The sequence below is a fragment of the Collimonas sp. OK607 genome, from assembly GCF_900111995.1.
Taxonomy (GTDB): domain Bacteria; phylum Pseudomonadota; class Gammaproteobacteria; order Burkholderiales; family Burkholderiaceae_D; genus Collimonas.
Genome location: NZ_FOKF01000057.1, coordinates 1 through 24,324, shown reverse-complemented (window position 1 = coordinate 24,324; position 24,324 = coordinate 1). Strand labels below are relative to the sequence as shown.

The window sequence follows — 24,324 nt, the reverse complement described above, 5'->3', positions numbered from 1 at the left end:
GTGCGCCGGGGGTAGCCCGGCAGCTAGTCACTTTTTCTTGCTTCGCCAAGAAAAAGTAACCAAAAAGAAGGCGACCGCAAAGCCACTGCCTTCCCTTCGGTCAGGTCCCCAAATGCGGCGCGTATCAGTCGGGTGGGGAAACCAACTCGCTGCGCTCAAACATGTTCCCCCACAATTCCCGACTGACACGCGCCACATTTGGCAGCGTCCCAATGCGGACTTCAAATTCAAAAGCCAGTTCAAAAGCAACCGCAACCGCAAAGTCAAAAGCAACAGCCTTGCATTTCTACCTGGCAGTGATCTTGAGCAGGTTTTTACGTAGCCTTCAACCACTCTGCTTGGGAAACAATTGTCCCAACACCTCGCGCAACCATCGATTAGCCGGATCAAGTTCCGCATTCTCATGCCAGTACAAATACACATCCAATGGCGGTGTCGGCAGCGGTAACGGATAAATCCGGTTCGGCAAGTTGATATTGGCAATGTGCGCGTAATGTTCTGGCATGGTCGTCAGCAGATCTGAGGCGCTGACTACCTGGCAAGCTGCGTAGTAGTGCTGGCAACGCAAACCGACATGCCGTTGGCGGCCGATGCGGGCCAGTTCTACGTCTTCGACGCCGGGGCCGGTGCGGCGGGAGGAGACCAGGATGTGGCTCTGCGCCAGATAGGTTTCTAGATCCAGGCCGTTTTGTAGCGCCGGATGATCTTGGCGTGCTACTACTACCAATGCGTCGCGCGATAGCGGTGTGCTGCGGATTTCTCCGGGGCGCTGTAGCAGGACGTCAACGGCAATATCTAGCGTGCCCGCTGCCAGTTCTGATTCCAGTTGCCGCCTTTCCACCCGCACTGAATTGATTTCTACCATGGGGGCCTGGGTTTGCAGCAGTTGCATCAGCGGCGGCAGCAGCCGCGCTTCCAGTACGCCTGGCAGGCCGAGGTTGAAGCTGCGGCGGGTGCTGGTCGGGTCGAATTGATTGCCGTGTTTGACGCTTACTTCCAGCGTTTGCAGCGCTTGCCGCACCGGGCCGATTAGTGACCGCGTCATCGGTGTCGGCAGCATATTGCTGCCTTGACGGACAAACAACGGATCGCCCAGCAGTTCGCGCAGGCGCGCCAGGGCGTGGCTGACTGCCGGCTGGGTCAGGCTGAGTGCCTTCGCTGCCCGGGTGATGTTGCCTTCCGTATAGATGGTGTCGAGCACCACGAACAGATTAAGGTCGATGCGGCTTATATGCATGAAATTAATTATTGTCTATATAAATCATTCATTTGATGAATTATAGCTGTTGCGGCACACTTAATACATCGCAAAACTACATCGCCAAATAGCTGAGGAACATCATGGATTTCGCTTATTCTCCCAGGGCTCGCCAATATATCGAGCGGCTCAACGCGTTCATGGCCGAGCATGTGCTGCCGGCCGAAGCTGAGTATTTCAGCCAGCTGAAGCGCGGTCCGCTGCCATGGAACGTACCGCCAGTGATGCTGGCCTTGAAAGCCAAGGCGAAGGAAGCGGGCTTGTGGAACTTGTTCCTGCCGGATGAAGAGTTCGGGGCTGGCCTTAGCAATACCGATTACGCACCGCTGGCAGAGATCATGGGCCGCTCGTTCATCGCGCCGGAAGTGTTCAATTGCAATGCGCCCGATACCGGCAATATGGAAGTGCTGGCCAAGTACGGTTCGGCGGCGCAGCAGGAGCAATGGCTCAAACCGCTGCTGGCCGGAGAAATTCGCTCGGCGTTTTGCATGACCGAGCCGGACGTCGCCTCCAGCGATGCTACCAATATGCGTGCCACGGCCATCGTTGACGGCGATGAAGTGCTGCTCAACGGCCGCAAATGGTGGAGCACCGGCATCGGCCATCCCAACTGCAAGTTCGTGATCTTCATGGGACTGACTTATCCTGACGGCCCAAAGCATGCGCGTCATTCAATGGTGATCGTGCCGATGGCGACGGCGGGCGTGAAGATCGAACGCATGCTGCCGGTGTTCGGCGCACTCGATGAGCCTTACGGTCATGGCGAAGTCAGTTTTACCAATGTCCGGGTGCCGTTGGCTAACATCATCGCGGGGCCGGGGCGTGGCTTTGAAATTGCCCAGGGCCGTCTCGGGCCGGGCCGGATTCATCATTGCATGCGGGCGCTGGGTGCGGCCGAAGTGGCGTTGGAAATGCTGTGCAAACGGGCGTTGACGCGCAGCGCTTTCGGCAAGCCGTTGGCAGATCTGGGCGGCAATGCCGACATCATCGCCAATGCGCGCATGGCAATCGAACAATCGCGCCTGCTGACTTTGAAGGCGGCATGGATGATGGATACTGTCGGCGCCAAGGCGGCGATGAGTGAAATTTCGCAGATCAAGGTGGTGGCGCCAAACGTGGCGCAGCTGGTGATCGACCAGGCGATCCAGATCCACGGCGGTGCGGGCGTTTGCGACGATTTGCCGCTGACCGCTTTGTTTGCCTACGCTCGCGTGCTGCGGCTGGCGGACGGGCCGGATGAGGTGCATCGAGCCTTGATTGCCAAGCTGGAATTGAAGGCGCAAGCTGCCAAAGCGGCGAGTGTTGTTACCGTAGGAGAAGCGGCATGACACTGATCGATCAAGCCGGTGCGGTACGTAGCGGTGAAGAACTGGATGTGGCAAAGGTCGCCGCTTTCCTGAAAGGCATTGACGGCAGTCTTGAAGGATTGCCGACAGTGAGCCAGTTCCCGGGCGGCGCTTCCAATCTGACGTATTTGCTGAGCTACGCCAATCGCGAGTTGATCCTGCGGCGGCCGCCGTCTGGCGCCAAAGCCAAGTCGGCACACGATATGCTGCGCGAGGCGAATATCATGTCAGAGCTCAAGCCGGTCTATCCGTATGTGCCAAGCGTGTTCGCAACTTGCCAGGATCGCGCCGTGATGGATAGCGATTTCTATGTGATGGAGCGGCTGCGCGGCATCATCCTGCGCGATAAATTACCTGAAGGCCTGGTGCTGAGCGAGGCCGACACGCGCCAGTTGTGCCTGAATGTGATCGACAAGATGATCGCGTTGCATCAGGTCGACTATCAAGCCGCCGGCCTGGCGCATCTGGGCAAGGGTGACGGTTATGTGCAACGGCAGATCAGCGGCTGGAGCGAGCGCTACCGCAAGGCGCGCACTGACGACGCTGTCGATTTCGAGTCGGTGATGAGCTGGCTGAATGAAAAAATGCCTGCCACAGACGTCGCCACCTGCCTGATCCACAACGATTTCCGTTTCGATAATGTGGTGCTCGATGTTGATAATCCGCTCAACGTCATCGGCGTACTGGATTGGGAAATGGCGACCCTCGGCGATCCGCTGATGGATCTCGGCAATACGCTGGCCTACTGGGTGCAGGCCGACGATGAGGCGCAATTCAAGCAGATGCGACGCCAGCCGACGCACTTACCAGGCATGCTGACGCGCAAGGAAGTGATTGCCTACTACGGCGAGAAGACCGGCTACCGCACCGATCATTTCGACTTTTACGAAATCTACGGTTTGTTCCGGCTGGCGGTGATCGTGCAGCAAATCTACTATCGTTTTCATCACGGGCAAACCAAGAATCCGCAATTCGCATTCTTTGTCCACGTTACCAATTACCTGGAACAGCGCTGCAAGAACCTGATTGCGCAGTCGAACATATGAGCAACATCTATCTGGTGCGTCATGGCCAGGCCAGCTTCGGCGCCGCCGATTACGATCAGTTGTCTGAACTTGGTTTACGCCAGTCGGCGTTGCTGGGACAGTGGCTGACGCGGACCGGCCACGAGATGCCGCTGCTGGTTACCGGTAGCCACCGTCGTCACCAGCAGAGCAGCAACGCCTGCCTGGCTGCGATGTCGCCGACGACTACGGAAGGCGAGCGCCAGGTTTTGCACGATCCGGGATTCGACGAATTCAATCACCAGCAAGTACTGCTACGGTACATGCCGCAATTTGCTGATCCCGCTGTGTTTACAGCATACATGGCGCAGCAGGAGCAGCGCGGGCGTGCATTTCAAAAGCTGTTTGCCAAGGCGGTAGCGCGCTGGGTCAGTGGCGAACATGACAACGATTACAGCGAACCGTGGCCGCAGTTCAAGGTGCGTTGCAGCGACGCGTTGGCACGGCTACAGGAACGGCTCGGCCAGGGGCAGTCAGTCTGGGTATTTACTTCCGGCGGTCCGATCAGTGTGATTTGCCAGCAGTTGCTGGCGATTCCGGACCGGCAGATTTTCGAGTTGAACTGGGCGCTGGTCAATACCGGCGTTACCAAATTGCTGTATCGCCCCGGGCGCGTCAGCTTGAGTTATTTGAATAATTTTGCGCATCTTGAAAGCGCGTGCGATCCGGGCTTGGTGAGTTATCGCTGAATGAGTTATAGCTGAGTTATCGCTGAGTTATCTAATATTAATTATCCAATAAGCGGAGATACAGAACATGACAAGCACAACCCTTTTTGATCTGAAAGGCAAGATCGCGCTGGTTACCGGCGCCAGCCGCGGCATCGGCGCATCGATTGCCAAACTCCTGGCGCAGCAAGGCGCACATGTGATCGTATCCAGCCGCAAGGCGGAGGCATGCGACAAAGTGGTGGCCGAGATCCAGGCAGCCGGCGGATCGGCGGAAACCATCGCCTGCCACATCGGCGAAATGGCGCAGATCGAAGCGCTGTACCAGGCCATCGGCGGCAAGCACGGGCGACTCGATATCCTGGTCAACAACGCGGCCGCCAATCCGCATTTCGGACCGATCGTCGAGACCGATGTGGCAGCCTTCCAGAAGACTGTCGATGTGAATATCCGCGGTTATTTTTTCATGTCTTCGTATGGCGCCAAGCTGATGGCGCAGAACGGCGGCGGCGCGATTGTCAATGTCGCCTCGGTCAACGGTGTCACACCCGGCGTGTTCCAAGGCATTTATTCGATTACCAAGGCTGCGGTGATTTCCATGACCAAATCTTTCGCCAAGGAATGCGCGGCCAGCGGCGTGCGCGTCAATGCTTTGCTGCCGGGTTTCACCGAGACCAAGTTCGCCGCCGCCTTGATCGACAATCCGGCGATCCTGAAGCAGGCACTGCAACACATCCCGATGAACCGTGTGGCCCAGCCGGATGAAATGGCGGGTGCGGTGCTGTATCTGGTGTCGCCTGCGGCCACTTATACCACCGGGGTTTGTTTGAATGTAGACGGCGGCTATTTGCTCAACTAACCGACTCTAACGCTGGATCAACAGGAAACCATATGAAGAATTTGCAAGGCAAGGTCGCCGTCATTACCGGCGCTGCAGAAGGCATCGGCAAGGGCATTGCGATCCGCGCTGCGGCTGAAGGAATGAAACTGGTGCTGGCGGATATCAACGCCGCCAAGCTGGAGCTGACCGTGGCTGAGTTCAAGGCCAACGGCGTTGAAGTGATCGGTGTACCGACCGATGTCGCCAGCGAAGAGCAGATCAATGCATTGGCGGAGCAGGCGTTTTCCAAATTCGGCAACGTGCATTTGCTGGTGAATAACGCCGGAGTAGCCGTCGCCAAGCCGGCCTGGGAAGCGACGCAACAGGATTGGGACTGGGTCATGGGTGTCAATTTCTACGGCGTCACGCATGCCTTGCGCGCCTTCGTCCCCACCATGTTGAAGCATGGCGAAGAAGGCCATATCGTCAACACCGCGTCGATGGCCGGCTTGACATCGCAGCCCAGCCTGGCCACCTACAATGCCAGCAAACATGCGGTGGTGACCGTATCGGAAGGTCTGCATCACGACCTCGCGTTGCGGAAATCACAGATCAAAGTCTCGGTGTTGTGCCCGGGGTGGGTCAAGACCGGCGTGGCGCATTCCGAGCGAAATCGGGTCGCGGCAGGGGCCGGCAATGATGGCGAGGCGACCCCGGCAGTTGATGCGGTGACACTCAAGGTCGGCATGTCGATAATGCAAGCGGTGCAGAATGGGATCCCGGTGGCGCAGGTGGCCGACGAAGTATTTGATGCAATTGCTTCGGAGCGGTTTTATATCCTGACCCATCCGGAAATGAAGCAGGCGATACAGATCCGGATGGAGGATATATTGCAGCAGCGGGCGCCGACTTTGTTGAAGATTTGAAGACGGGCTGGCAAGCAGCAGGGCGGATCAGCTGATGTTGATCCGCCTTGAGAGTAAAGCTTAGTCGATATCAAATTTGACGCCCTGCGCCAGCGGCAGGGTACGGCTGTAATTGATGGTATTAGTCGCACGGCGCATGTAAGTCTTCCATGCATCGGAACCCGATTCACGGCCACCGCCGGTTTCCTTCTCACCACCGAAAGCGCCGCCGATTTCAGCGCCGCTGGTACCGATGTTGACGTTGGCCAGGCCGCAATCGCTGCCGCTGGCGGACATGAACGCCTCCGCCTCGCGCACATCGTTGGTGAAGATGGCTGACGACAAGCCTTGCGGCACGGCGTTGTTGAGGCGCACTGCATCGTCGAAACTATCGTAACGCAGCACATACAGAATCGGCGCGAAGGTTTCGTGATGCACGATGGCGCTTTGCTGCGGCATGCGCACCAGCGCCGGCCGCACGTAGAACGCATTGGCGGCATCGCCAACCGGCAAACGTTCGCCACCTGTCACCACGCCGCCTTCGGCCTTGGCCTGTACCAGCGCAGCTTGCATCGCTTCGAATGCCGCCTGATCGACCAGCGGGCCAACCAGTGTGCCGCCATCCAGCGGATCGCCGACCTTGACGCTGGCATAGATGCGCTCGATGCGGTTGACTACATCTTCATAAATGCTGCTATGGACAAACAACCGGCGCAAGCTGGTGCAGCGTTGTCCTGCGGTGCCAACTGCGGAGAACGTAATGGCGCGCAAAGCCAGGCTCAAGTCGGCAGTAGGCGTGACGATCATGCCGTTGTTGCCACCCAGTTCCAGCAAGCTGCGGCCCAGGCGTTCCGCCACCGTGGTGGCGACCTTGCGGCCCATGCGCACGCTGCCGGTAGCACTGACCAGCGGCACCAGTGGCGATGCGGAAAGTGCTGCGCCGATTTCGGCGCGGCCCAACAGTACCTGGCACAGATTGGCCGGCAGCAGATCCGGACGCTGCTCTGAAAAGCGTGCAGCGGCCTTTTCAAACAATGCATGTACCGCGAGTGCGACGACCGGAGTTTTTTCCGATGGTTTCCAGATCACGGCATTGCCGCAAACCAGCGCCAGCGCAGCATTCCACGCCCATACCGCAACCGGGAAATTGAACGCAGTGATGACGCCGCATACACCCAGCGGATGCCAGGTTTCCATCATGCGATGGCCTGGACGTTCGGAGGCGATGGTCAGGCCGTACAACTGGCGCGACAGGCCGACGGCGAAATCGCAGATGTCGATCATTTCCTGCACTTCGCCGATACCTTCGGACAGGATCTTGCCGGATTCCAGCGTCACCAGTTTGCCCAGCGGCTCGCGATGTTCACGCAGCACGTCACCCAGAATGCGCACCAGCTCGCCGCGTACCGGCGCCGGTATTACGCGCCATTTTTCATAGGCTTGATGGGCGTTCTTGATAGCGCTTTCGGCTTCTTCCGCAGTGTGGGCGCACAGCGAAGCAATCGCGGCGCCGTCGCGTGGGGAGCGCGAATGGAGATCGTTGCCGGCGTGGGCGGAAAAGTCGAAGCCGAGTTCATTGAAAATGGTGGAAATTTGCGTCATTGGAATGCCTTTGTTCCGGGTTTTATCTGGTCGTCGTGAATCGCAGCTAAGCTGAGGCGGGCGACGTGTTGGGCCAACTTATAGTCCGAGTATAAGGAATAAACCGCGATTTCTTAAAATCAAAAAATAACAGTACATCATTACTTTTGATCATGCAGAACCGATGTAACTCAGACTTCTGCCAGTTCGCCCAATATCCATTCCTGGAATTTGATCACAGCAGCCTTGCTGGCGTTTTTCTCGGGATAAGTCAGGTAGTAGGATTGCGGACTTTTGACGGCAAACGGGAAGGGCACATGCAACTGGCCAAGGGCGATTTCGGTTTCCACCAGAAATTTTGGCATCAATGCCACGCCCAGGCCGGCAGCCGCGGCCTGGATCACCATCGACAGTTGCTCAAAGCGCGGGCCGGAAAGAGCATCAGGGCAAGCCACGCCAACATGGTTGAACCAGTCCTGCCAGGCTTGCGGCCGGGTAGTGTGTTGCAATAAAGTCATGGCAGGCAGATCTTCGATGCGCTTGATCTTCTGGCTCAGTTCCAGGCTGCAGACCGGCAGTACTTCTTCGCCCATCAGCCGCACCATGACCGCGCCGGGCCAGTTGGGTTCGCCGAAGTGGATCGCCGCATCCACCGAGCGGCTGTTGAAATCGAAGGGTAGCACCTCGGTACTCAGATTGAGGATCACGTCAGGATGCGCAGCGGTGAATTTAGCCAGGCGCGGAATCAGCCATTTGACGCCGAAAGTCGGCAATGTTGCCAGATTGAGCACGCCGCCGGAATTCTTGTGCGCCATCACCTGGAAGGTCGCCATTTCGATTTCCTTGAGGATGGCGGCAACCTGGGTCGCATATTCAGCCCCGGCGGCAGTCAGGATCAGGCGGCGGTTGATACGTTCAAACAGTTTTACACCGAGATAATCTTCCAGGATGGCAGCCTGGCGGCTGACAGCGCCCTGCGTCATGTGCAACTCGTTGGCCGCCTTGGTAAACGACAGGTGACGCGCCGCCGTATCGAAAGCGATCAGGCAGGAGGTGGAGGGGATGAATCTGCGCATTTTTCTTGGAGCCGGGTAGGTATGTGCCGCAGTGCTTGCTGCCGAGCAGGCACTATACCAAACGCGGCGCCGTTTTTCAGCGTTACCTTTAGCGCAAACTTCAGCCTGGCTGCGCGTAGAGTCAGGCATGGCCGTTATGAGGCTGAACCGAAACGAGTCAGCCCCAACAGTCGCGCCGGATCGAAAACGGTTTGCATCCTGGCGGCCAGCGCTTGCGATTCGGGAGCGGTGTAGCGTTCATAGAACTGCTGGTTGAACGGCCCGACACCATGTTCGGCGCTGAAACTGCCGTGATACTTGCGCACCGCCAGATCGTAGATTTCCTGGCGCAAGGTATGAATGCGCTGTGGTGGGAAGTCGTCCACCAGCTGTTCCGGTACGACGAGGTTGAAATGCAGGCCGCCATCACCCCAATGGCCGAAGTCGAACACTTTGACACCCTGATAACGCCATCCTAGCAACGCTATAGCCTCATCGCGAAAGGTTGCCAGTTTTGAGCGCGGTACGGCGATATCGAAGGCAATGACCTTGCCTTCCCGGCGCACGCTGTCGGTGATGGCGTGGCGGATGCGCCACAGGGTTTCCGGTTTGTCGATCACTGCGTCCAGGATCAGGTCGCCGAAACAGGCTTCGAGCCAGGCGCCGAACAGTTTTTCCAGGTCGAAATCGGCGCTGCGCGGTCGCGCGCTGCTCAATTCGATCAGGAAAGCATAAGGCGGCAGCGGATCGAACGGCGCCTGGGTCGACGGGATGTGCTGTAAAACGGCTTGCATGGCATTGTGCGAGATGCCTTCGAACGCGCTCAGGAAATCCGAGAAATTGCGTTCGGCATCGCGCAACAGTAGCGCGGCGGCTTGCAGCGAAGCCGGCACCACCAGCGCCGTGGCGCATTGCTGCGGCAACGGATGCACCTGCAGCACCGCCCGCGTGATGATGCCGTAGGCGCCGCCGCTGCCGATGAAACATTGCTTCCAGTCGGGGCCGGTATTGTTTTTCCTTAGACGATTGGTAAGGTCGAGACGCTGGCCGGGCGGATCGATCAGCAATGCTTCCAGCCCCAACACGTTGTGACGTACATCGCCGTAGCGGATCAGGCGCGCACCGCCGGTGTTGGCAGCCAGCATGCCGCCTAGCGAAGGATCTGCCGCCAAGTCGATGGGAAAGTACAGATCGTGTTGTTTGAGCGCCTGGTTCAGATCGGACAGGCGCGTGCCGGCATAGGCTTGCACCACGCGGTCGACCGGGTCGATGTCAATCACGCCCTTGATACGCTCCATGCTGAGCACCACATCGAGTCCGGACCGATCTGGCGATGCTGCTCCCACCAGGCCGGTATTCGCGCCTTGGGCAACGATGCGTATTTTCTCCCTGGCGCACAGGCGCATCAGTTCGGCCGCCTCTTCGACGCTGGCCGGCCGCGCGATGCAAATCGCCTGGCCGTCGCCATAACGTGCTCCCTTTTCGTAAGGCTGGCGCTGATCCGGCGTTATCAGGCAACCTTGCGAGCCCAGCAGATCGCTGATGCGCCGCTGGATCAGGTCGATGTCGCTCATGTCAGCCATCAGCAGGAGGCGGCGTCTGCCGACGCGGTCATCTTGAAAATCCCCTGGGCGTTGCCGCTGTCAAAGGTCAGGTCCAGCTTTTCACGCTGGGTTTCTTCATCCAGGTAACGGTCGCGCGAAATGAATTCGTAGAACGATCCCGGCACCTTCATCTCGACCATCACGCCATTTTCATCGCGCATCAGACGCGTCACAGTGCTGGCGCGGAAGGCGGTTTGCCGCACCCGGCCGTTTCTGGAAACTTCGATTTTTTCCTTGATGGCACGGCCCAGCGCGCGTTGCGCATCGGCTACCTGTTCTACATTGGAGACGCGATCGGTGGCGTGGTTGAAGGCATTACCTTCAGTTGAAATCCAGGCCATTTCGGCCGATTCCGCCAGCAAGGTCTGGTATTCGGCAATGCTGGGCAAGTCGTGCTGACGATCGAAGCAGGCTACCAGCACCGGCAATAGCGCCAGCGCATCGGCGACCGGCAAGGTTTTGCTGGCGCCGAGCTGCTGTAGCAATTGTGCCGAGTGTGCATCGACAGGGTCTTGTGAGGTCGACAAGACATTGTTGACGGTTGCCTGGAACTCGTTCGAGAAGTGATGCGGGTGCAGTTCGCTCAGGAAAAACTGGGCGATTTCCTCGGCGTCGTCTTCATGTGCATAAGCGCGGCCGGTCATGCTGATTCTCGGCAGCGGGTAGATACCGTTCACGTAGTAACCCAGCGGCAGCAGAATCCGGGTGAATGCAGCTTCGCCAGTTGGCAAGGTGCCGGTGCTGATGCCAAGTACGGTACGCAAAGCGCCATGATCAAAGCGGATCTTGTTACCTGCGCGCACCGAGTCCTGTACATAGTCATTCCCTTGCGGGACAGCTTTCAGCAGTTTCTCGAACAGCAACATATTCAGCGCCTGCGCTATTTCGATACGGGAAACCGTGTCAGAACGTGGCCGCAGGGTGCTGGCCGGGATTTGCAGCAGATCGGACAATTGGCTGGCATGCTCTGCGCCTAGCAACGACGTCAGCATGAATTGCAGGTTGGTGGAGGACATGCGCGCTCTTTATCGGGGAAAGATAGGCGCAGTGTAAATTTGAATGGCAGCCTGATAAAACGAATAATTCTGATGGATCAATGCGTTTTTCTCATGCGTTGACTTTTTCGGATAGTTTTCGGCGAAAAAAAAGACGGGTGCAGGGCACCCATCTTCATATCGCATCTGATTCAAGCACCGCGTGGGCACACAGTGCCCACGCGTAACTCAGCATACACCCGGTTCAATACCCGATCGCAGCGCCGGCAGGACGGCGTGTATCGTTTGCGCCGTAATACAAGCCAGGACGGACGATGCCGGATACGCCAGCGTCATTGCCAGAGCTGGCGCCACTCACGCCGGCAGCGCCTGGCAAGCCGATCATGATCAATTCAGCCGCGCCCCAAGGTGTTTGCTCCTTCATCTTGTAGCCCATGCCATCCAGGATTTTCAGCGTATCCGGCGACAGGCCGCGGGTTTCGTAATACACCTCGTCCGGCAGCCATTGATGATGGATGCGTGGCGCATCGACCGCTTCTTGCGGAGCCATGCCGTAGTCGATCACGTTCAAGGCTGTTTCCAGCGTGATGGTGATGATCCGCGAACCGCCCGGGGAACCAAGCACCATGTAAGTCTTGCCATCCTTGGTCACCAGGGTAGGGGCCATCGACGACAGCGGACGCTTGCCCGGTGCGATCGAATTGGTGGCGCCTTGCACCAGGCCGAACAGGTTTTGCACGCCGGCCTTGACGGTGAAGTCATCCATCTCATCGTTCAGGAAGAAGCCTGTACCCGGAGCGATCACCACGGCGCCGAAGCGGCCGTTAATTGTATAAGTAGTAGAAACCGCATTACCGTCCTTGTCGACGATCGAGTAATGGGTGGTTTCAGGCTTTTCATGCGGCGCCATGCCTGGTTGAACTTCTACCGAAGGCGTAGCTTTGTCGGCGCTGATTTTTGCACGAATCGAAGCCGCGTATTCCTTGCTCATCAAACGCTCAAGCGGATTTTTGACAAACGCCGGATCGCCGAGGAACGTGTTGCGGTCCATATAGGAATGGCGCATGGCTTCGGTCATGTAATGCACCGACGCCGCGGAATGGAAGCCCAATCCCTTCATGTCATAACCCTCAAGAATGTTGAGGATCTGGCACATGGTGGCGCCACCGGAGCTAGGTGGCGGTGCGGAGACGAACACATAACCGCGATAGGTGCACGACAGCGGGGCGCTTTCGCTGATCTTGTAGCCGGCGAAATCGGCTGCGGTGATAATTCCGCCGCCAGCCTTGGACGCACGTTCCACTGCTGCCGGAATCGCGCCTTTATAGAAAGCGTCGGGACCGTTGCGCGAGATGGCTTCCAGCGTCTTGGCCAGATCCTTCTGCACCAAGCGGTCGCCAGGTTGCAATGGCGTGCCGTCGCGGCGCAGGAACAGGCGCGCAGCTTCCGGGTCTTTCTTGAACTGGGCGATGGTGGTGTCGAGGATGTCGGTGTCGCCGCGGTTCAGGATATAACCGTCGCGCGCCAGCTTGATCGCCGGTTGCATCACTTGCGCGCGGGTCAGCTTGCCGTATTTGCGTTGCGCTGTGTCGAGGCCAAGCACGGTGCCTGGCACGCCTGCGGCCAGATAACCAAACAGGCTGGCGTTGGTGATCGCCTTGCCTGCAGAGTCCAGGTACATATTGGCGCTAGCCGCAGCCGGCGCCGTTTCGCGGAAATTGATGAAGGTATCGCGGCCATCGGCCAGGTGGATCGTCATGAAGCCGCCGCCGCCGATATTGCCGCAGCAAGGATTCACTACCGCTTGCGCGTAACCTACCGCCACCGCTGCATCGATCGCATTGCCCCCCATTTTGAGAATGTCGACACCGACTTGCGATGCCAGATGCTGGGAAGTCACGACCATGCCGTTTTTGGCTTCGACCGCAGGCGCGGATGCCGCCTGTACCGTACCCAGCAAGCCTAGCAGCAATATCGATGCTGCTAACGGTTTCATCAAATATGTAATACGCATACCTTCTCCTTATTATTAGTGGGCAAGCCGCTTGCCCCTGCCTTTGAATATGACGCATTGCACGGTAGCGAACCGGCTACCGGCACAAATGAAATGCGCCACAATTATTGCATTCTCTCGCTCACCCGGCATGCTTTTTACTTTGCCGGATGACGATATGCGTATTAAGCATAAAATGCGCCCGGTGTATTCAATCGGATTCGCATAAGTTCGCACCTAAAACGTGATTACGCGCGACAGATTTTAGAAGGCCCGCATTCCGGCCAGCGATTTCTGCACATACAATACGCCACATGTTTTTAGAAAAATACGACAGTGCTTGCATAAATCACTGTTTTTTTATACAGTGCTACCTGAAGTCTCGAATATCTCACCACTTTTGTCGAAAGAGCAACCATGGACGATAAAAAATCCGCAGCCAACCCGGATAAAAGCAAGGCCCTTGCCGCGGCCTTGGCGCAGATTGAAAAGCAATTCGGCAAAGGTTCGGTCATGCGGATGGACGACGGCGCCGTGGTCGAAGAAGTGCAAGTGGTCTCGACCGGCTCGCTCGGTCTCGATATCGCACTCGGCGTCGGCGGTTTGCCACGCGGCCGGGTAGTTGAAATCTACGGTCCTGAATCGTCGGGTAAAACTACGCTGACACTGCAAACCATCGCTGAAATGCAAAAATTGGGCGGCACCTGCGCGTTTATCGATGCAGAGCACGCACTGGATGTCGGTTATGCACAGAAATTGGGCATCAACCTGTCCGAACTACTGATCTCGCAACCGGATACCGGCGAACAAGCGCTGGAAATCACCGATGCGCTGGTGCGTTCCGGCGGCGTCGACCTGATCGTGATCGACTCGGTTGCAGCGCTGACGCCACGCGCTGAAATCGAAGGCGACATGGGCGATTCACTGCCAGGCTTGCAAGCGCGTCTGATGTCGCAGGCACTGCGCAAGCTGACCGGCAGCATCAACCGCACTAACACGCTGGTGATCTTTATTAACCAGATCCGTATGAAGATCGGCGTCATGTTCGGTAATCCGGAAACGACTACCGGCGGTAACGCTCTGAAATTCTACGCCTCGGTGCGTTTGGATATTCGTCGTACCGGTTCGATCAAGTCGGGCGATGAAGTCATCGGTAACGAAACCAAGGTCAAAGTCGTCAAGAACAAAATCGCGCCGCCATTCAAGGAAGCGCATTTCGATATCCTGTATGGCGAAGGCACATCACGCGAAGGTGAAATCCTCGATCTCGGCTCCGACGCCAAGATCGTTGAAAAGTCCGGTGCCTGGTACAGCTATAACGGCGAACGCATCGGCCAGGGTAAGGACAATGCTCGTACCTACCTGAAAGAGCGGCCAGAGCTGGCGCGCGAAATCGAAAACAAAGTGCGTGCTTCACTGGGCGTGCCTGAGTTGGGCGCGATCAAAGCGGACGGTGGCGATAAAGCCGACAAGGCTGCTGCCAAGGCAAATAAAGCTGCTGCTGCCGCAGCAGCCAAGGCTGAAGAGCCGGCGGTTTAATATCTCCGGCTTAATATCTCGCTAATACCTCGCTTTTAGCGACCTGGCCGACCCGCTTCGGCAAACGCCTTTCATGCAACTCCGCCAAACGGATTGTTGAAAGGCGTTTTTGTTTTGGTTTTGTTTTAAACAAGCATGTGGAAGTATCTGGACTACGGGAAGCCGTCATGGCAAAGCTGCAAATCAGTTTGAAGGGCAGGGCGCTGCGTTATTTGTCGGCACGCGAGCACAGCCGCATGGAGCTGGCGCGCAAGCTTGCGCGATATGCGCAGGAAAGCGATGACATCGAAGCCTTGCTCGATACGCTGGAAGCCGCAAAACTTTTATCCCAAACGCGTTTTTCCGAATCCCTGATTCATCGGCGCGCCCATCGTTACGGCAACAGCCGCATTCTCTCCGAACTGCAAAGCCACGGCATCGATGCCGAGTCACTGGTGAATATCAAGGCTGACCTGGCCGACGGCGAAGTCGCCCGTGCACGCGAAGTCTGGCGTAAGAAATTCAAGCAACCGCCGGCAGACGCCGCCGAGCGCGCCAAGCAAATGCGGTTCTTGCTGCAACGTGGTTTTTCTCATCGCGCAATACAAGCGGCGGTGAAGGGTGGCGGCGATGAGGATGATTGCTGAGGCGGGGAAGCGCACAGCTTTATACTGACGGATTCAGCATTGGCGGCTTTCGATGGCTATTTTGCATTTGTCGATCAAAATCGCTAAGCCGCGCAAGCTGTGCTACACTTTTGGGGTTTTTTGCAAACCGCAGGAGCGGCAGTTACCATAGAAACTGTGGTAGCGACACGCAAATCAATCCATCATTATGTCTCTGACAACCTCCATTTCCCGCCGAGCGTTAAAGCACACCCGCGCGATTCACATCGAAGCGTTTGTACGCGATGACGACCTATGGGAAATCGACGCGCATGTTACCGATACCAAACCTTTCGACCTTTCTTTGCCGACCGGCAATCTGTCGGCAGGCCAGCCTTTGCACAGCCTGTGGTTGAGGCTGACGCTCGATCGTCAGTTCGTCATCGTTGACGTCGAGGCAAATTCCGAAGCGGTGCCCTATAGCGGCTATTGCAATACCATTGCACCTGATTACAAGAAATTGATCGGCTTGAGCCTGGTCAAGGGCTTTCGCCATACTCTGAGAGAGAATATCGGCGGCGCGCTCGGCTGCACGCATTTGACCGAGTTGGCGCAGATATTGCCGACGGCGGCATTGCAGGCTTTCGGCCACGAAATTGATCGAGATCAAGATCAAGATCGGCAAGGCGATCCGGCAGCGGAGCAAAAGAAACCAGCCCAGCTTGATCGTTGTCATGCATTACGTAGTGATGGCGCAGTTGTCGCCAAATATTATCCGAAGTGGGCAATCAGCCCTCCAGCAGCAGTTGACTCCCAATCTATTTATCCAACCAAGTAATTTCATTTAATTAAGTGTCAGAAGGGAAGCTCGTATGAAGATCCATGAGTATCAGGGTAAAGAAATTCTCCGCCAGTTCGGAGTGACAACACCGCGTGGCATCCCGTGCCTGAACGTCGATGACGCGGTCAAGGCAGCTGAAACCTTAGGCGGTTCGGTTTGGGTCGTAAAAGCCCAGATCCACGCTGGTGGTCGCGGCAAGGGCGGCGGCGTTAAAGTTGCAAAGTCGCTGGAACAAGTGCGCGAATACGCTACCCAGATCCTGGGCATGCAACTGGTTACGCATCAAACCGGACCAGAAGGCCAAAAAGTACGTCGCCTGCTGATCGAAGAAGGCGCCGACATCAAACAAGAACTGTACGTAAGTATGGTAACTGACCGTGTCAGCCAACGCGTGGTGCTGATGGCATCCAGCGAAGGCGGCATGGACATCGAAGAAGTGGCAGCAAGCCACCCTGAGAAAATTCATCAAGTCGTCATCGATCCGGCTACCGGCCTGACCGACGCTGAAGCAGACAGCATCTCCACCAAGATCGGCGTACCAGCCGGTTCTATCGCAGATGCACGCAAGCAATTGCAAGGTCTGTACAAAGCATACTGGGACACCGATTCATCGCTGGCTGAAATCAACCCGCTGATCGTTACCGGTTCCGGCAAGGTTATCGCACTGGACGCCAAGTTCAACTTCGACGCCAACGCGCTGTACCGTCATCCTGAAATCGTCGCTTACCGCGATCTGGACGAAGAAGATCCAGCTGAAATCGAAGCTTCCAAGTTCGACCTGGCTTACATCTCGCTCGACGGCAATATCGGCTGCCTGGTGAATGGCGCCGGTTTGGCCATGGCCACGATGGACACCATCAAGCTGTTCGGCGGCGAACCTGCCAACTTCCTCGACGTCGGCGGCGGCGCCACGACTGAAAAAGTCACAGAAGCCTTCAAGATCATGTTGAAGAACCCTGGCCTGAAAGCCATCCTGGTCAACATTTTCGGCGGCATCATGCGTTGCGACGTTATCGCCGAAGGCGTGATCGCGGCATCCAAGGCCGTATCGCTGCAAGTACCGCTGGTCGTCCGCATGAAGGGCACCAACGAAGAAATCGGCAAGAAATTGCTGGCTGAATCCGGCCTGCCGATCATCTCGGCGGAAAGCATGGAAGACGCGGCGCAGAAGGTTGTTGCTGCGGCCAACGGTAAATAAGTAAATAACTAGGAACAGATATGTCGATCCTGATCAACAAAGACACTAAAGTCGTCACCCAAGGCATTACCGGCAAGACCGGTCAATTCCACACCCGCGGCTGCCGCGATTATGCAAACGGCAAGAATGCGTTTGTCGCTGGCGTCAACCCGAAAAAAGCCGGCGAAGATTTCGAAGGCATCCCGATTTTCGCTAACGTTTCCGAAGCCAAGGCCGCTACCGGCGCCAACGTATCGGTTATCTATGTACCGCCTGCAGGCGCTGCTGCTGCAATCTGGGAAGCCGTCGAAGCTGAACTCGACCTGGCCATCTGCATCACCGAAGGCATTCCAGTACGCGATATGCTGGCATTGAAAGACCGCATGGCAAAAGCCGGCAGCAAGACTTTGCTGCTCGGACCGAACTGCCCAGGTCTGATCACGCCAGACGAAATCAAGATCGGCATCATGCCAGGCCATATCCACAAGAAGGGCCGTATCGGCGTGGTTTCGCGCTCCGGTACCCTGACTTATGAAGCAGTCGGTCAATTGACTGCACTGGGCCTGGGCCAATCGTCGGCAGTCGGTATCGGCGGCGATCCGATCAACGGCTTGAAGCACATCGACATCATGAAGATGTTCAACGACGATCCTGACACCGATGCGGTCATCATGATCGGCGAAATCGGCGGTCCGGACGAAGCCAATGCTGCTTACTGGATCAAGGACAACATGAAGAAGCCGGTTGTGAGCTTCATCGCCGGCGTTACTGCTCCTCCGGGCAAGCGCATGGGCCATGCAGGCGCCTTGATTTCGGGCGGTGCAGATACTGCGCAAGCCAAGCTGGACATCATGGAAGCGTGTGGCATCACCGTGACCAAGAATCCATCGGAAATGGCACGCTTGCTGAAGGCGATGCTGTAAGCACTGCTTAACGGCGGGTCAGGCGTCTATCCAATGAATTAGTATAGATAGATGCCTGTACGCAGGATCAAACAAAAAGGGAGCTTCGGCTCCCTTTTTTTCGGCCTGCGCATTTAGCGTTTGATAGCGGGTGTCGCATCCTGAGGCAAGGCCGTCGCCGACTTTGCAATTTGTCTTGCCGTCCCTCCCATAACCAAGGAAAATACTTGTAACAAGGCAAGGGCCTGATCTGTAACCAGTTCCGTAACCATTCTTTCACCGATCATCTTAAAGTCTCGACATATGCCGCTTGAGTTTGCCGCCAAAACGGATATTGGTATGGTGCGAGTACAAAACGAAGACACCGTCGTCGTCGACGATGCCTTGCAGCTGGCGATTCTGGCCGACGGCATGGGCGGTTACAACGCCGGTGAAGTCGCCAGCAGCATCGCCACCGTCGCCATCCAGGAAGAAATCGAAAGCCAGTTGCAGGAATACCGCCGCCTGCAAAAGCCGGAAGCCGAGATGCCGGTGCGCATGTGGCTGATGCAAGCCGTGCGCCAGGCCAACAGCACCATCATCAATGCCGCCCGCCGCGAGCCGGAATATCGCGGCATGGGAACTACCCTGGTGGTGGCATGGTTTGCACCGGAAGGCAGCGTCGGCATCGCTCATGTCGGCGATTCGCGCGCCTATCGCATCCGCGACGGCTTGCTGGAACAACTGACGCGTGACCATTCCCTGCTGCAAGAACAGATCGATGCCGGTCTCATCCGCGCCGAAGACGCGCAGTTCGCGATGAACCGCAACATCGTCACGCGCGCCGTCGGTATCGACTACCAGCTGGTGGTGGAAGTGCATCAGCATGAAGTAAAGGCTGGCGACCTCTATTTACTGTGTTCGGATGGTTTATCGGACCGGATCGGCGATTCGGATATCGATAATATCGTCAGCGATGCCAAGGGGGATCTGAAGATGGCATGTACCATGCTTATCAATGCCGCCAACCTGGCCGGCGGTCAGGATAATGTATCGGTGATCCTGATCCAGGTGCCGGAGAACGGATAAACCTGCGAAGGCATATGCAATAAGAGAGTTCACAATATATATCCCGAAATTTGCGCACCATTGCCCCGAAACAACATTAAACTGTCGGGCATGTGAAAGTGTGCAAAACCGGATGTTTGAGCAGCGCCAATATTAATAACTGCACCAATAATTGCGGATGTCGGCGGATCTGCAGTATGGTTTTAAATTAACTTACAGACAGCGTTTCCCAAGAGAGATAGGAATGGCGAAGATCATCCTGACCAAAGGCGGCACCGTAATACAAGAGATGACGCTCACCAAAGAGCGCACCACCATCGGCCGCCGCGCCCACAATGACATGGTCATTGATAACCTCGCCATTAGCGGTGAGCATGCGGTCATCATTACTATCTACAACGATTCGTTTCTGGAAGACCTCAACAGTACCAATGGCACGCAGGTTAACGGGCATCCCGTTACCAAGCATTTTTTGCAGCATAACGATGTGATCCAGATGGCCAGGTTCAAACTGCTGTACCAGGTCGATACGGATGAGGAAATCAAGGATAACCGGCCGAAGATGTTCCCGGTGCCGCGGCCGGATGCCACGATTACTGTGCTGGATGGACCTAGTGCGGGTAAGGAAATGCTGTTGACTAAGGTGTTGACTACGATTGGTCGGCCTGGCATTCAGGTGGCAATTGTCACACGTCGGCCGCATGGTTACGAGTTGACTCATGTCGAAGGGCAGACTTATACCAGGGTCAATGACACCCCGTTAAGTACTGGCGCGCGGGCGCTCAAGGACGAGGATGTGATTGATATTGCAGGGACTCAGATGAAATTTTCTTGGAAGTCCGCATAAGTAATTGTAAAATTGGCATGTAGTATTTTCTTATCATTCCTTTAGCGCTGGCCGTTACGACGCGCATTTTGTCCATGTCACAAAAAAATACCTCTGTGACATGGTATGACCCTCTAAATTAAGCTCAACGCTAATTTTATTTGTCCCGATAATCGCTGAAACTGGGCATGCCTTGCCGCATTTCATATCTTGTTGGCTGCGCATAGGCCAAGTGTAGGGTTAAGCCATCAACGACGAATATCTATAGTTTCTTTGTGACAAACTTTGTCAGCTTCGCATCGAAACTCTGCCAAATTTCTTCACTTTTCGCCGCTGAAGCCTTTGAAAACCGTAGATTTTCCACTGGCACAGACATTGCTGTATATCCCGTGTAGTGAAGCGAAGCCCCCCTTTTTATTAACAGGAGAAACAAATGAAATCGATGAAAATGATTAAACGTGCTCAGCGCGGCTTTACCCTGATCGAATTGATGATTGTTGTGGCGATTATTGGTATTTTGGCGGCTGTCGCATTGCCTGCTTATCAGCAATACATGAAAAAAGCTGCCTACACAGAAGTGACAATGGCCATGGCACCTTACAAATTAGCTATTGAGGAGTCTTTTCAGAACGGCGAGACCTTAGCCAATATGACTGCCCTTACTGATGGCGGCGCTGCAACCGGCGGTATACCGACGACACCTGCAATTTCTACTAGTAAAGCGTTCAACAGCTTGGCAGTTACCACCGGCGGCATAATTACAGCAACTCCGAACGCTTATAAAGGTATTGTTGCCACCGATACTTGCGTCCTGACCCCGACTGCAGAAGGCACCCCTCCAGCGCCCACGCGCTTAGTTTGGCAGTATAGCGGTGCGTGCGTAACTTCCAATTATGTGAAGACAAACTAATCCATGTATCGTGGCAATGATTTTGTGCCAGCGTGGATTTGCACAAAAACACTGCCGAGCTTAAGTGACAAAATGCCCCAGAGATGGGTAATGCCGTTCAGTTAAGACTGAACGGCATTTTCATTTTTGGGGTTGGAAACAACTGACGTGCTGTTGCACAAGAACGCCAACGGCTTGGTTCAGCCCCATTGACGGCACTCTTTGAGTTGTCAGCACAGGTGTGGTCTGAGCAGGACAGCAAGCGATATCTGTTCAAGGGACTTAGTCTGTTTGCCATGGATGGAACGACCTTAAAGACCACCGACACGCCCGAGCACCGGGCACATTTTGGCGCCCAGGTTTATCCCAGCGGCCGGGTCTCAAGCTATCCATCGAGGACTCAATACTTCTAGCCCATATCTGTGCTTCTGCTTTGGTGATAAATGTGTTTACCTCGTCGGGAAATCCCTTACGCCGCACTCGGGCCTGCCATACACCCAAGCGTTGTCTGATTGATGCCATACGCCTTCCAATTGGGACAAGCGTGGGACAAGAACTGATTTATAGCTAAAAATACCTCGAGACATCTGTCGGACATCGGATTGGGAGATGATAGTAATAGTGATTGATCGAAGAAATATTATCGATACGAATCAATTGCTTACCTTACTCCGCCACCCAATCCCCCGATTTTCCACCATGCTTTTCCATTACCCGCACATTGGTAATGACCATACCTCGGTCCACTGCCTTGCACATGTCATAGATCGTCAACAACCCGATCTGGACTGAAGTCAGAGCTTCCATCTCCACACCAGTCTTGCCCACCGTTTCCGCCTGCGCAGTGCAAGTAATGCTGGCATCGGCTTCATCAATACTGAAATCAACCGTAACCCGCGTCAGCGCCAGCGGATGGCACAGCGGAATCAAATCGCTGGTGCGTTTGGTGGCCATGATCGCGGCGATACGGGCAATACCTAGCACGTCACCTTTTTTTGCCGTTCCGGACTGGATCAACGCCAAAGTCTCAGCCTTCATACGAATACAACCACTGGCGACTGCGATACGATGAGTGTCATTTTTATTACCGACATCAACCATGTGGGCCTGGCCGGTCTGGTCGAAATGCGTCAGTTTGGTGCTAGCTGGAATTTTGTCGGTCATGATGATATTTTCTTTAGATGATGCAGTGAATCACTAATTCATTAATTGAATTTTCCCAGGCCATCACTGCATGCTGAATGTGGAACAATTGTCCTCTGTTGGTATCATAGCATCGTGATTTTGACACTATCCAGTATTCAATGAATCGATCATCGCCATCTCCACGACGATTACTGCTTGCCGCGCTCATCAGCGTCGGCTGTGCATTGCAGATGGCGCCGACATTTGCGGTGCAAAACCTGCCGACCCTTGGCGATACCTCGCGCGAATCACTATCGCCAATAATGGAACGCAAGCTCGGCGAAGAAATCATGCACGATATCCGGCGCGATCCTGATTACATGAGCGATGCGCCGCTGCTGGAATACCTGAACAACTTCGGCTGGACGCTGGTTGCCGCACGGCCAGAAGTACGTGGCGAAGCTGGATTCGATTTCTTCTTCTTTGCGGTACGAGATCCGGTCTTGAATGCGTTCGCGTTGCCAGGCGGCTTCATTGGCGTGCACTCCGGCTTACTGCTGGCGGCGCAGAGCGAATCAGAACTGGCTTCAGTGCTGGCGCATGAAATCGGCCACGTGGCGCAGCGGCACATCGCGCGTATGGTGGGCAGCCAGAAGCAGGATTCGATGATCGCCCTGGCTTCCATGTTGCTGGGGGCGCTGGCGATGCGTGGCAGTGGCGACGCTGGCGCGGCGGTGATGATGGGCGGTACCAGCCTGGCGATGCAAAGGCAGTTGAACTTCAGCCGCGATGCCGAGCGCGAGGCAGATCGTATCGGGCTGTCGATTCTGGATGCGGGCGGTTTTGAGACTAGCGGTATGGTGGCTTTTTTCGGGCGCTTGCAAAGTGCTTCCCGCAATTATTCGGATGTGGTTCCACCGTATCTGTTGACGCATCCGCTGACCACTGAACGGATTGCTGATATCGAGGCGCGGATCCGTGAGCAGCGTTATCGGCAGCGGGCCGATAGTCTGGATTTTCAGTTGATCCGGGCTCGTGTGCGGTTGCTGCAGGATGATACCGAGCAGGGCCGGCGTGATGCGCAGATCGTTTTTGATACGCAGCTGCTGCAAAATACTAAGCAGCAAATTGTTGCGGCTAAATATGGCATGGCTTTCCTGGCGTTCAGGCAGGGGGCTTATGACAAGGCTGAGGATTTGCTGCGGCAGGCAATGGCGGCGGCGTTGCCGGCGAAGCAGAGCCTGGTGCTGACGGATCTTGCCGTGGAGATCATGTTGGCTACTGATCGGGAGGCTGAGGCGTTGAAGCTGGTGCAGCAGGCGCAGCTGCAATATCCGTTGTCGCGCGGGTTGGCGCATCAGTATGCCCGGGTGTTGATTGCTGCGAAGCGGTTGGACGACGCTGAAAAATATCTGCGTGAGCAGGCGCAGTTGTATCGGCAGGATGCGGATGTGCAGGATTTGCTGGCTAAGGTTTATTCGGCGCAGGGGAAACGGGCGCTGCAGCATATGGCTTTGGCGGAGTCTTATGTGTTGACGGGGAGTGTGCCGGCGGCGTTGGATCAGTTGCGGATTGCGCGTAACTCGGCGGATGCGGGGTTTTATGATCAGTCTATGATCGATGCGCGGGAGAGGGAGTTGCAGGAGCGGTGGAAGGAGGAGTTGAAGGCTTCTAAGGAGCGCTGACTATTGCGGCGGCTTTTACTCCGTGGTCCGTTAAATAGGGTCAGAGTCAAGTTTCGCGATAACGCCTGCGAAAGTTGACTCTGACCCTGACCCTTCCCCTCAAATAACAACATGAATAGCCATAGAGCGCAGGGTATGAATTGCCTGGTTAATTTGCGAGATTGGGATCTGTCGGGGTGCTTCGCGCATCCACCACAGTGCGAGTGAGAGGATGGACAAGGTCTGTTCGGCTTTGTGCCGGCTACCGTATTGGATCTTGAACCCCTGATGTTGCGCGGTTAATCCGATGATCCAGAGCGCATACATGGCGAGTGCTCCGATCAATAGCAGAATGGAAAAACGCAGTGGATCACGCGTTTGACTCTGAGATAGTCCCAATCCAAATTGGGCATTTTTGATGTCACGAAAGGTCTGTTCGAT

Annotated in this window: 21 protein-coding genes and 2 pseudogenes; 15 read left to right on the top strand and 8 right to left on the bottom strand. The window is 55.9% G+C overall.

Features of this window, described 5'->3' with window-relative positions:
* Window positions 1–322 (top strand): hypothetical protein (locus tag BM029_RS26170; RefSeq protein WP_211482530.1); only part of this gene is annotated, 322 nt, incomplete at its 5' end.
* Window positions 323–325: 3 nt separating this feature from the next.
* Here the strand turns inward: BM029_RS26170 and BM029_RS23700 are convergent.
* Window positions 326–1,237: a LysR family transcriptional regulator gene (locus BM029_RS23700; RefSeq protein WP_092440293.1), complete on the bottom strand. Its 912-nt coding sequence runs from the start codon at window positions 1,235–1,237 to the stop codon at window positions 326–328.
* 104 nt (window positions 1,238–1,341) lie between these two features.
* Between BM029_RS23700 and BM029_RS23695 the strand changes: the two genes are divergently transcribed.
* The 5 genes from BM029_RS23695 to BM029_RS23675 all read left to right on the top strand — a co-directional run bounded on the left by BM029_RS23695 (window position 1,342) and on the right by BM029_RS23675 (window position 6,082).
* On the top strand, window positions 1,342–2,586 hold the full coding sequence (locus tag BM029_RS23695) for an acyl-CoA dehydrogenase family protein (protein ID WP_092440291.1): 1,245 nt from the start codon (window positions 1,342–1,344) through the stop codon (window positions 2,584–2,586).
* A complete protein-coding gene (locus tag BM029_RS23690) occupies window positions 2,583–3,650 on the top strand; it encodes a phosphotransferase family protein (RefSeq protein ID WP_092440289.1) in 1,068 nt (355 codons plus the stop codon). Before BM029_RS23695 ends, BM029_RS23690 begins: the two co-directional genes overlap by 4 nt.
* Window positions 3,647–4,357 (top strand): histidine phosphatase family protein, encoded by a 711-nt coding sequence (locus BM029_RS23685; protein ID WP_092440288.1) that lies wholly within the window; start codon window positions 3,647–3,649, stop codon window positions 4,355–4,357. The genes BM029_RS23690 and BM029_RS23685 overlap by 4 nt, the downstream gene beginning before the upstream one ends.
* Window positions 4,358–4,424: 67 nt before the next feature.
* Window positions 4,425–5,195 (top strand): SDR family oxidoreductase, encoded by a 771-nt coding sequence (locus tag BM029_RS23680; RefSeq protein ID WP_092440286.1) that lies wholly within the window; start codon window positions 4,425–4,427, stop codon window positions 5,193–5,195.
* A gap of 32 nt (window positions 5,196–5,227) precedes the next feature.
* On the top strand, window positions 5,228–6,082 hold the full coding sequence (locus BM029_RS23675) for an SDR family NAD(P)-dependent oxidoreductase (RefSeq protein WP_092440284.1): 855 nt from the start codon (window positions 5,228–5,230) through the stop codon (window positions 6,080–6,082).
* A 60-nt stretch (window positions 6,083–6,142) separates the two neighbouring features.
* On the opposite strand, the gene BM029_RS23670 is transcribed toward BM029_RS23675, so the two are convergent.
* The 5 genes from BM029_RS23670 to ggt all read right to left on the bottom strand — a co-directional run bounded on the left by BM029_RS23670 (window position 6,143) and on the right by ggt (window position 13,292).
* Window positions 6,143–7,663 carry an L-piperidine-6-carboxylate dehydrogenase gene (locus BM029_RS23670; RefSeq protein ID WP_092440282.1) on the bottom strand — a complete coding sequence of 507 codons (1,521 nt, stop codon included), beginning with the start codon at window positions 7,661–7,663 and terminating at the stop codon, window positions 6,143–6,145.
* A gap of 170 nt (window positions 7,664–7,833) precedes the next feature.
* Window positions 7,834–8,718 (bottom strand): transcriptional regulator GcvA, encoded by an 885-nt coding sequence (gene gcvA, locus BM029_RS23665; RefSeq protein ID WP_092440280.1) that lies wholly within the window; start codon window positions 8,716–8,718, stop codon window positions 7,834–7,836.
* A 134-nt stretch (window positions 8,719–8,852) separates the two neighbouring features.
* Window positions 8,853–10,271 carry an FAD-binding oxidoreductase gene (locus BM029_RS23660; protein WP_092440297.1) on the bottom strand — a complete coding sequence of 473 codons (1,419 nt, stop codon included), beginning with the start codon at window positions 10,269–10,271 and terminating at the stop codon, window positions 8,853–8,855.
* An 8-nt stretch (window positions 10,272–10,279) separates the two neighbouring features.
* Window positions 10,280–11,317: a DUF1338 domain-containing protein gene (locus BM029_RS23655; protein WP_092440278.1), complete on the bottom strand. Its 1,038-nt coding sequence runs from the start codon at window positions 11,315–11,317 to the stop codon at window positions 10,280–10,282.
* Between the two features lie 223 nt (window positions 11,318–11,540).
* Window positions 11,541–13,292, bottom strand: a complete 1,752-nt coding sequence (ggt, locus tag BM029_RS23650; RefSeq protein ID WP_092440295.1) for a gamma-glutamyltransferase — start codon at window positions 13,290–13,292, stop codon at window positions 11,541–11,543.
* Between the two features lie 414 nt (window positions 13,293–13,706).
* Between ggt and recA the strand changes: the two genes are divergently transcribed.
* The 8 genes and pseudogenes from recA to BM029_RS26505 all read left to right on the top strand — a co-directional run bounded on the left by recA (window position 13,707) and on the right by BM029_RS26505 (window position 21,115).
* Window positions 13,707–14,828, top strand: a complete 1,122-nt coding sequence (gene recA, locus BM029_RS23645) for a recombinase RecA (RefSeq protein WP_092440276.1) — start codon at window positions 13,707–13,709, stop codon at window positions 14,826–14,828.
* 167 nt (window positions 14,829–14,995) lie between these two features.
* Window positions 14,996–15,454, top strand: coding sequence for a recombination regulator RecX (gene recX, locus BM029_RS23640; RefSeq protein WP_092440274.1), 459 nt, complete (start codon window positions 14,996–14,998; stop codon window positions 15,452–15,454).
* A gap of 187 nt (window positions 15,455–15,641) precedes the next feature.
* The gene (locus BM029_RS23635) at window positions 15,642–16,250 is read left to right on the top strand and encodes a DUF2889 domain-containing protein (RefSeq protein WP_092440272.1); all 609 of its coding nucleotides are present in this window, start codon (window positions 15,642–15,644) and stop codon (window positions 16,248–16,250) included.
* A gap of 28 nt (window positions 16,251–16,278) precedes the next feature.
* Window positions 16,279–17,451: pseudogene (gene sucC / locus BM029_RS23630) on the top strand (ADP-forming succinate--CoA ligase subunit beta); the annotation flags it as partial.
* Between the two features lie 20 nt (window positions 17,452–17,471).
* Complete coding sequence (sucD, locus tag BM029_RS23625) at window positions 17,472–18,353, top strand: succinate--CoA ligase subunit alpha (RefSeq protein ID WP_014007776.1); 882 nt, start codon at window positions 17,472–17,474, stop codon at window positions 18,351–18,353.
* Window positions 18,354–18,635: 282 nt separating this feature from the next.
* Window positions 18,636–19,400: a Stp1/IreP family PP2C-type Ser/Thr phosphatase gene (locus BM029_RS23620; RefSeq protein ID WP_092440270.1), complete on the top strand. Its 765-nt coding sequence runs from the start codon at window positions 18,636–18,638 to the stop codon at window positions 19,398–19,400.
* Window positions 19,401–19,623: 223 nt separating this feature from the next.
* A complete protein-coding gene (locus tag BM029_RS23615) occupies window positions 19,624–20,226 on the top strand; it encodes an FHA domain-containing protein (protein WP_092440268.1) in 603 nt (200 codons plus the stop codon).
* 412 nt (window positions 20,227–20,638) lie between these two features.
* A complete protein-coding gene (locus BM029_RS26505; RefSeq protein WP_092440266.1) occupies window positions 20,639–21,115 on the top strand; it encodes a pilin in 477 nt (158 codons plus the stop codon).
* Between the two features lie 645 nt (window positions 21,116–21,760).
* Here BM029_RS26505 and moaC read toward each other — a convergent pair.
* On the bottom strand, window positions 21,761–22,258 hold the full coding sequence (gene moaC, locus BM029_RS23600) for a cyclic pyranopterin monophosphate synthase MoaC (RefSeq protein WP_092440264.1): 498 nt from the start codon (window positions 22,256–22,258) through the stop codon (window positions 21,761–21,763).
* Between the two features lie 140 nt (window positions 22,259–22,398).
* On the opposite strand from moaC, the gene BM029_RS23595 reads away from it, so the two are divergent.
* On the top strand, window positions 22,399–23,904 hold the full coding sequence (locus BM029_RS23595) for a M48 family metalloprotease (protein ID WP_092440262.1): 1,506 nt from the start codon (window positions 22,399–22,401) through the stop codon (window positions 23,902–23,904).
* A gap of 99 nt (window positions 23,905–24,003) precedes the next feature.
* Here BM029_RS23595 and BM029_RS26005 read toward each other — a convergent pair.
* Window positions 24,004–24,324: pseudogene (locus tag BM029_RS26005) on the bottom strand (IS4 family transposase); the annotation flags it as partial.

What these genes read in the sequence shown, in the direction of transcription:
- BM029_RS23670 (WP_092440282.1), bottom strand. Translation starts at nt 7,663, where the DNA reads ATGACGCAAATTTCCACCATTTTCAATGAACTCGGCTTCGACTTTTCC.
- recX (WP_092440274.1), top strand. Translation starts at nt 14,996, where the DNA reads ATGGCAAAGCTGCAAATCAGTTTGAAGGGCAGGGCGCTGCGTTATTTG.
- recA (WP_092440276.1), top strand. Translation starts at nt 13,707, where the DNA reads ATGGACGATAAAAAATCCGCAGCCAACCCGGATAAAAGCAAGGCCCTT.
- ggt (WP_092440295.1), bottom strand. Translation starts at nt 13,292, where the DNA reads ATGAAACCGTTAGCAGCATCGATATTGCTGCTAGGCTTGCTGGGTACG.
- BM029_RS23690 (WP_092440289.1), top strand. Translation starts at nt 2,583, where the DNA reads ATGACACTGATCGATCAAGCCGGTGCGGTACGTAGCGGTGAAGAACTG.
- BM029_RS23660 (WP_092440297.1), bottom strand. Translation starts at nt 10,271, where the DNA reads ATGAGCGACATCGACCTGATCCAGCGGCGCATCAGCGATCTGCTGGGC.
- BM029_RS23595 (WP_092440262.1), top strand. Translation starts at nt 22,399, where the DNA reads ATGAATCGATCATCGCCATCTCCACGACGATTACTGCTTGCCGCGCTC.
- moaC (WP_092440264.1), bottom strand. Translation starts at nt 22,258, where the DNA reads ATGACCGACAAAATTCCAGCTAGCACCAAACTGACGCATTTCGACCAG.
- BM029_RS23700 (WP_092440293.1), bottom strand. Translation starts at nt 1,237, where the DNA reads ATGCATATAAGCCGCATCGACCTTAATCTGTTCGTGGTGCTCGACACC.
- BM029_RS23680 (WP_092440286.1), top strand. Translation starts at nt 4,425, where the DNA reads ATGACAAGCACAACCCTTTTTGATCTGAAAGGCAAGATCGCGCTGGTT.
- gcvA (WP_092440280.1), bottom strand. Translation starts at nt 8,718, where the DNA reads ATGCGCAGATTCATCCCCTCCACCTCCTGCCTGATCGCTTTCGATACG.
- BM029_RS26505 (WP_092440266.1), top strand. Translation starts at nt 20,639, where the DNA reads ATGAAATCGATGAAAATGATTAAACGTGCTCAGCGCGGCTTTACCCTG.
- BM029_RS23655 (WP_092440278.1), bottom strand. Translation starts at nt 11,317, where the DNA reads ATGTCCTCCACCAACCTGCAATTCATGCTGACGTCGTTGCTAGGCGCA.
- BM029_RS23685 (WP_092440288.1), top strand. Translation starts at nt 3,647, where the DNA reads ATGAGCAACATCTATCTGGTGCGTCATGGCCAGGCCAGCTTCGGCGCC.
- BM029_RS23635 (WP_092440272.1), top strand. Translation starts at nt 15,642, where the DNA reads ATGTCTCTGACAACCTCCATTTCCCGCCGAGCGTTAAAGCACACCCGC.
- BM029_RS23675 (WP_092440284.1), top strand. Translation starts at nt 5,228, where the DNA reads ATGAAGAATTTGCAAGGCAAGGTCGCCGTCATTACCGGCGCTGCAGAA.
- sucD (WP_014007776.1), top strand. Translation starts at nt 17,472, where the DNA reads ATGTCGATCCTGATCAACAAAGACACTAAAGTCGTCACCCAAGGCATT.
- BM029_RS23695 (WP_092440291.1), top strand. Translation starts at nt 1,342, where the DNA reads ATGGATTTCGCTTATTCTCCCAGGGCTCGCCAATATATCGAGCGGCTC.
- BM029_RS23615 (WP_092440268.1), top strand. Translation starts at nt 19,624, where the DNA reads ATGGCGAAGATCATCCTGACCAAAGGCGGCACCGTAATACAAGAGATG.
- BM029_RS23620 (WP_092440270.1), top strand. Translation starts at nt 18,636, where the DNA reads ATGCCGCTTGAGTTTGCCGCCAAAACGGATATTGGTATGGTGCGAGTA.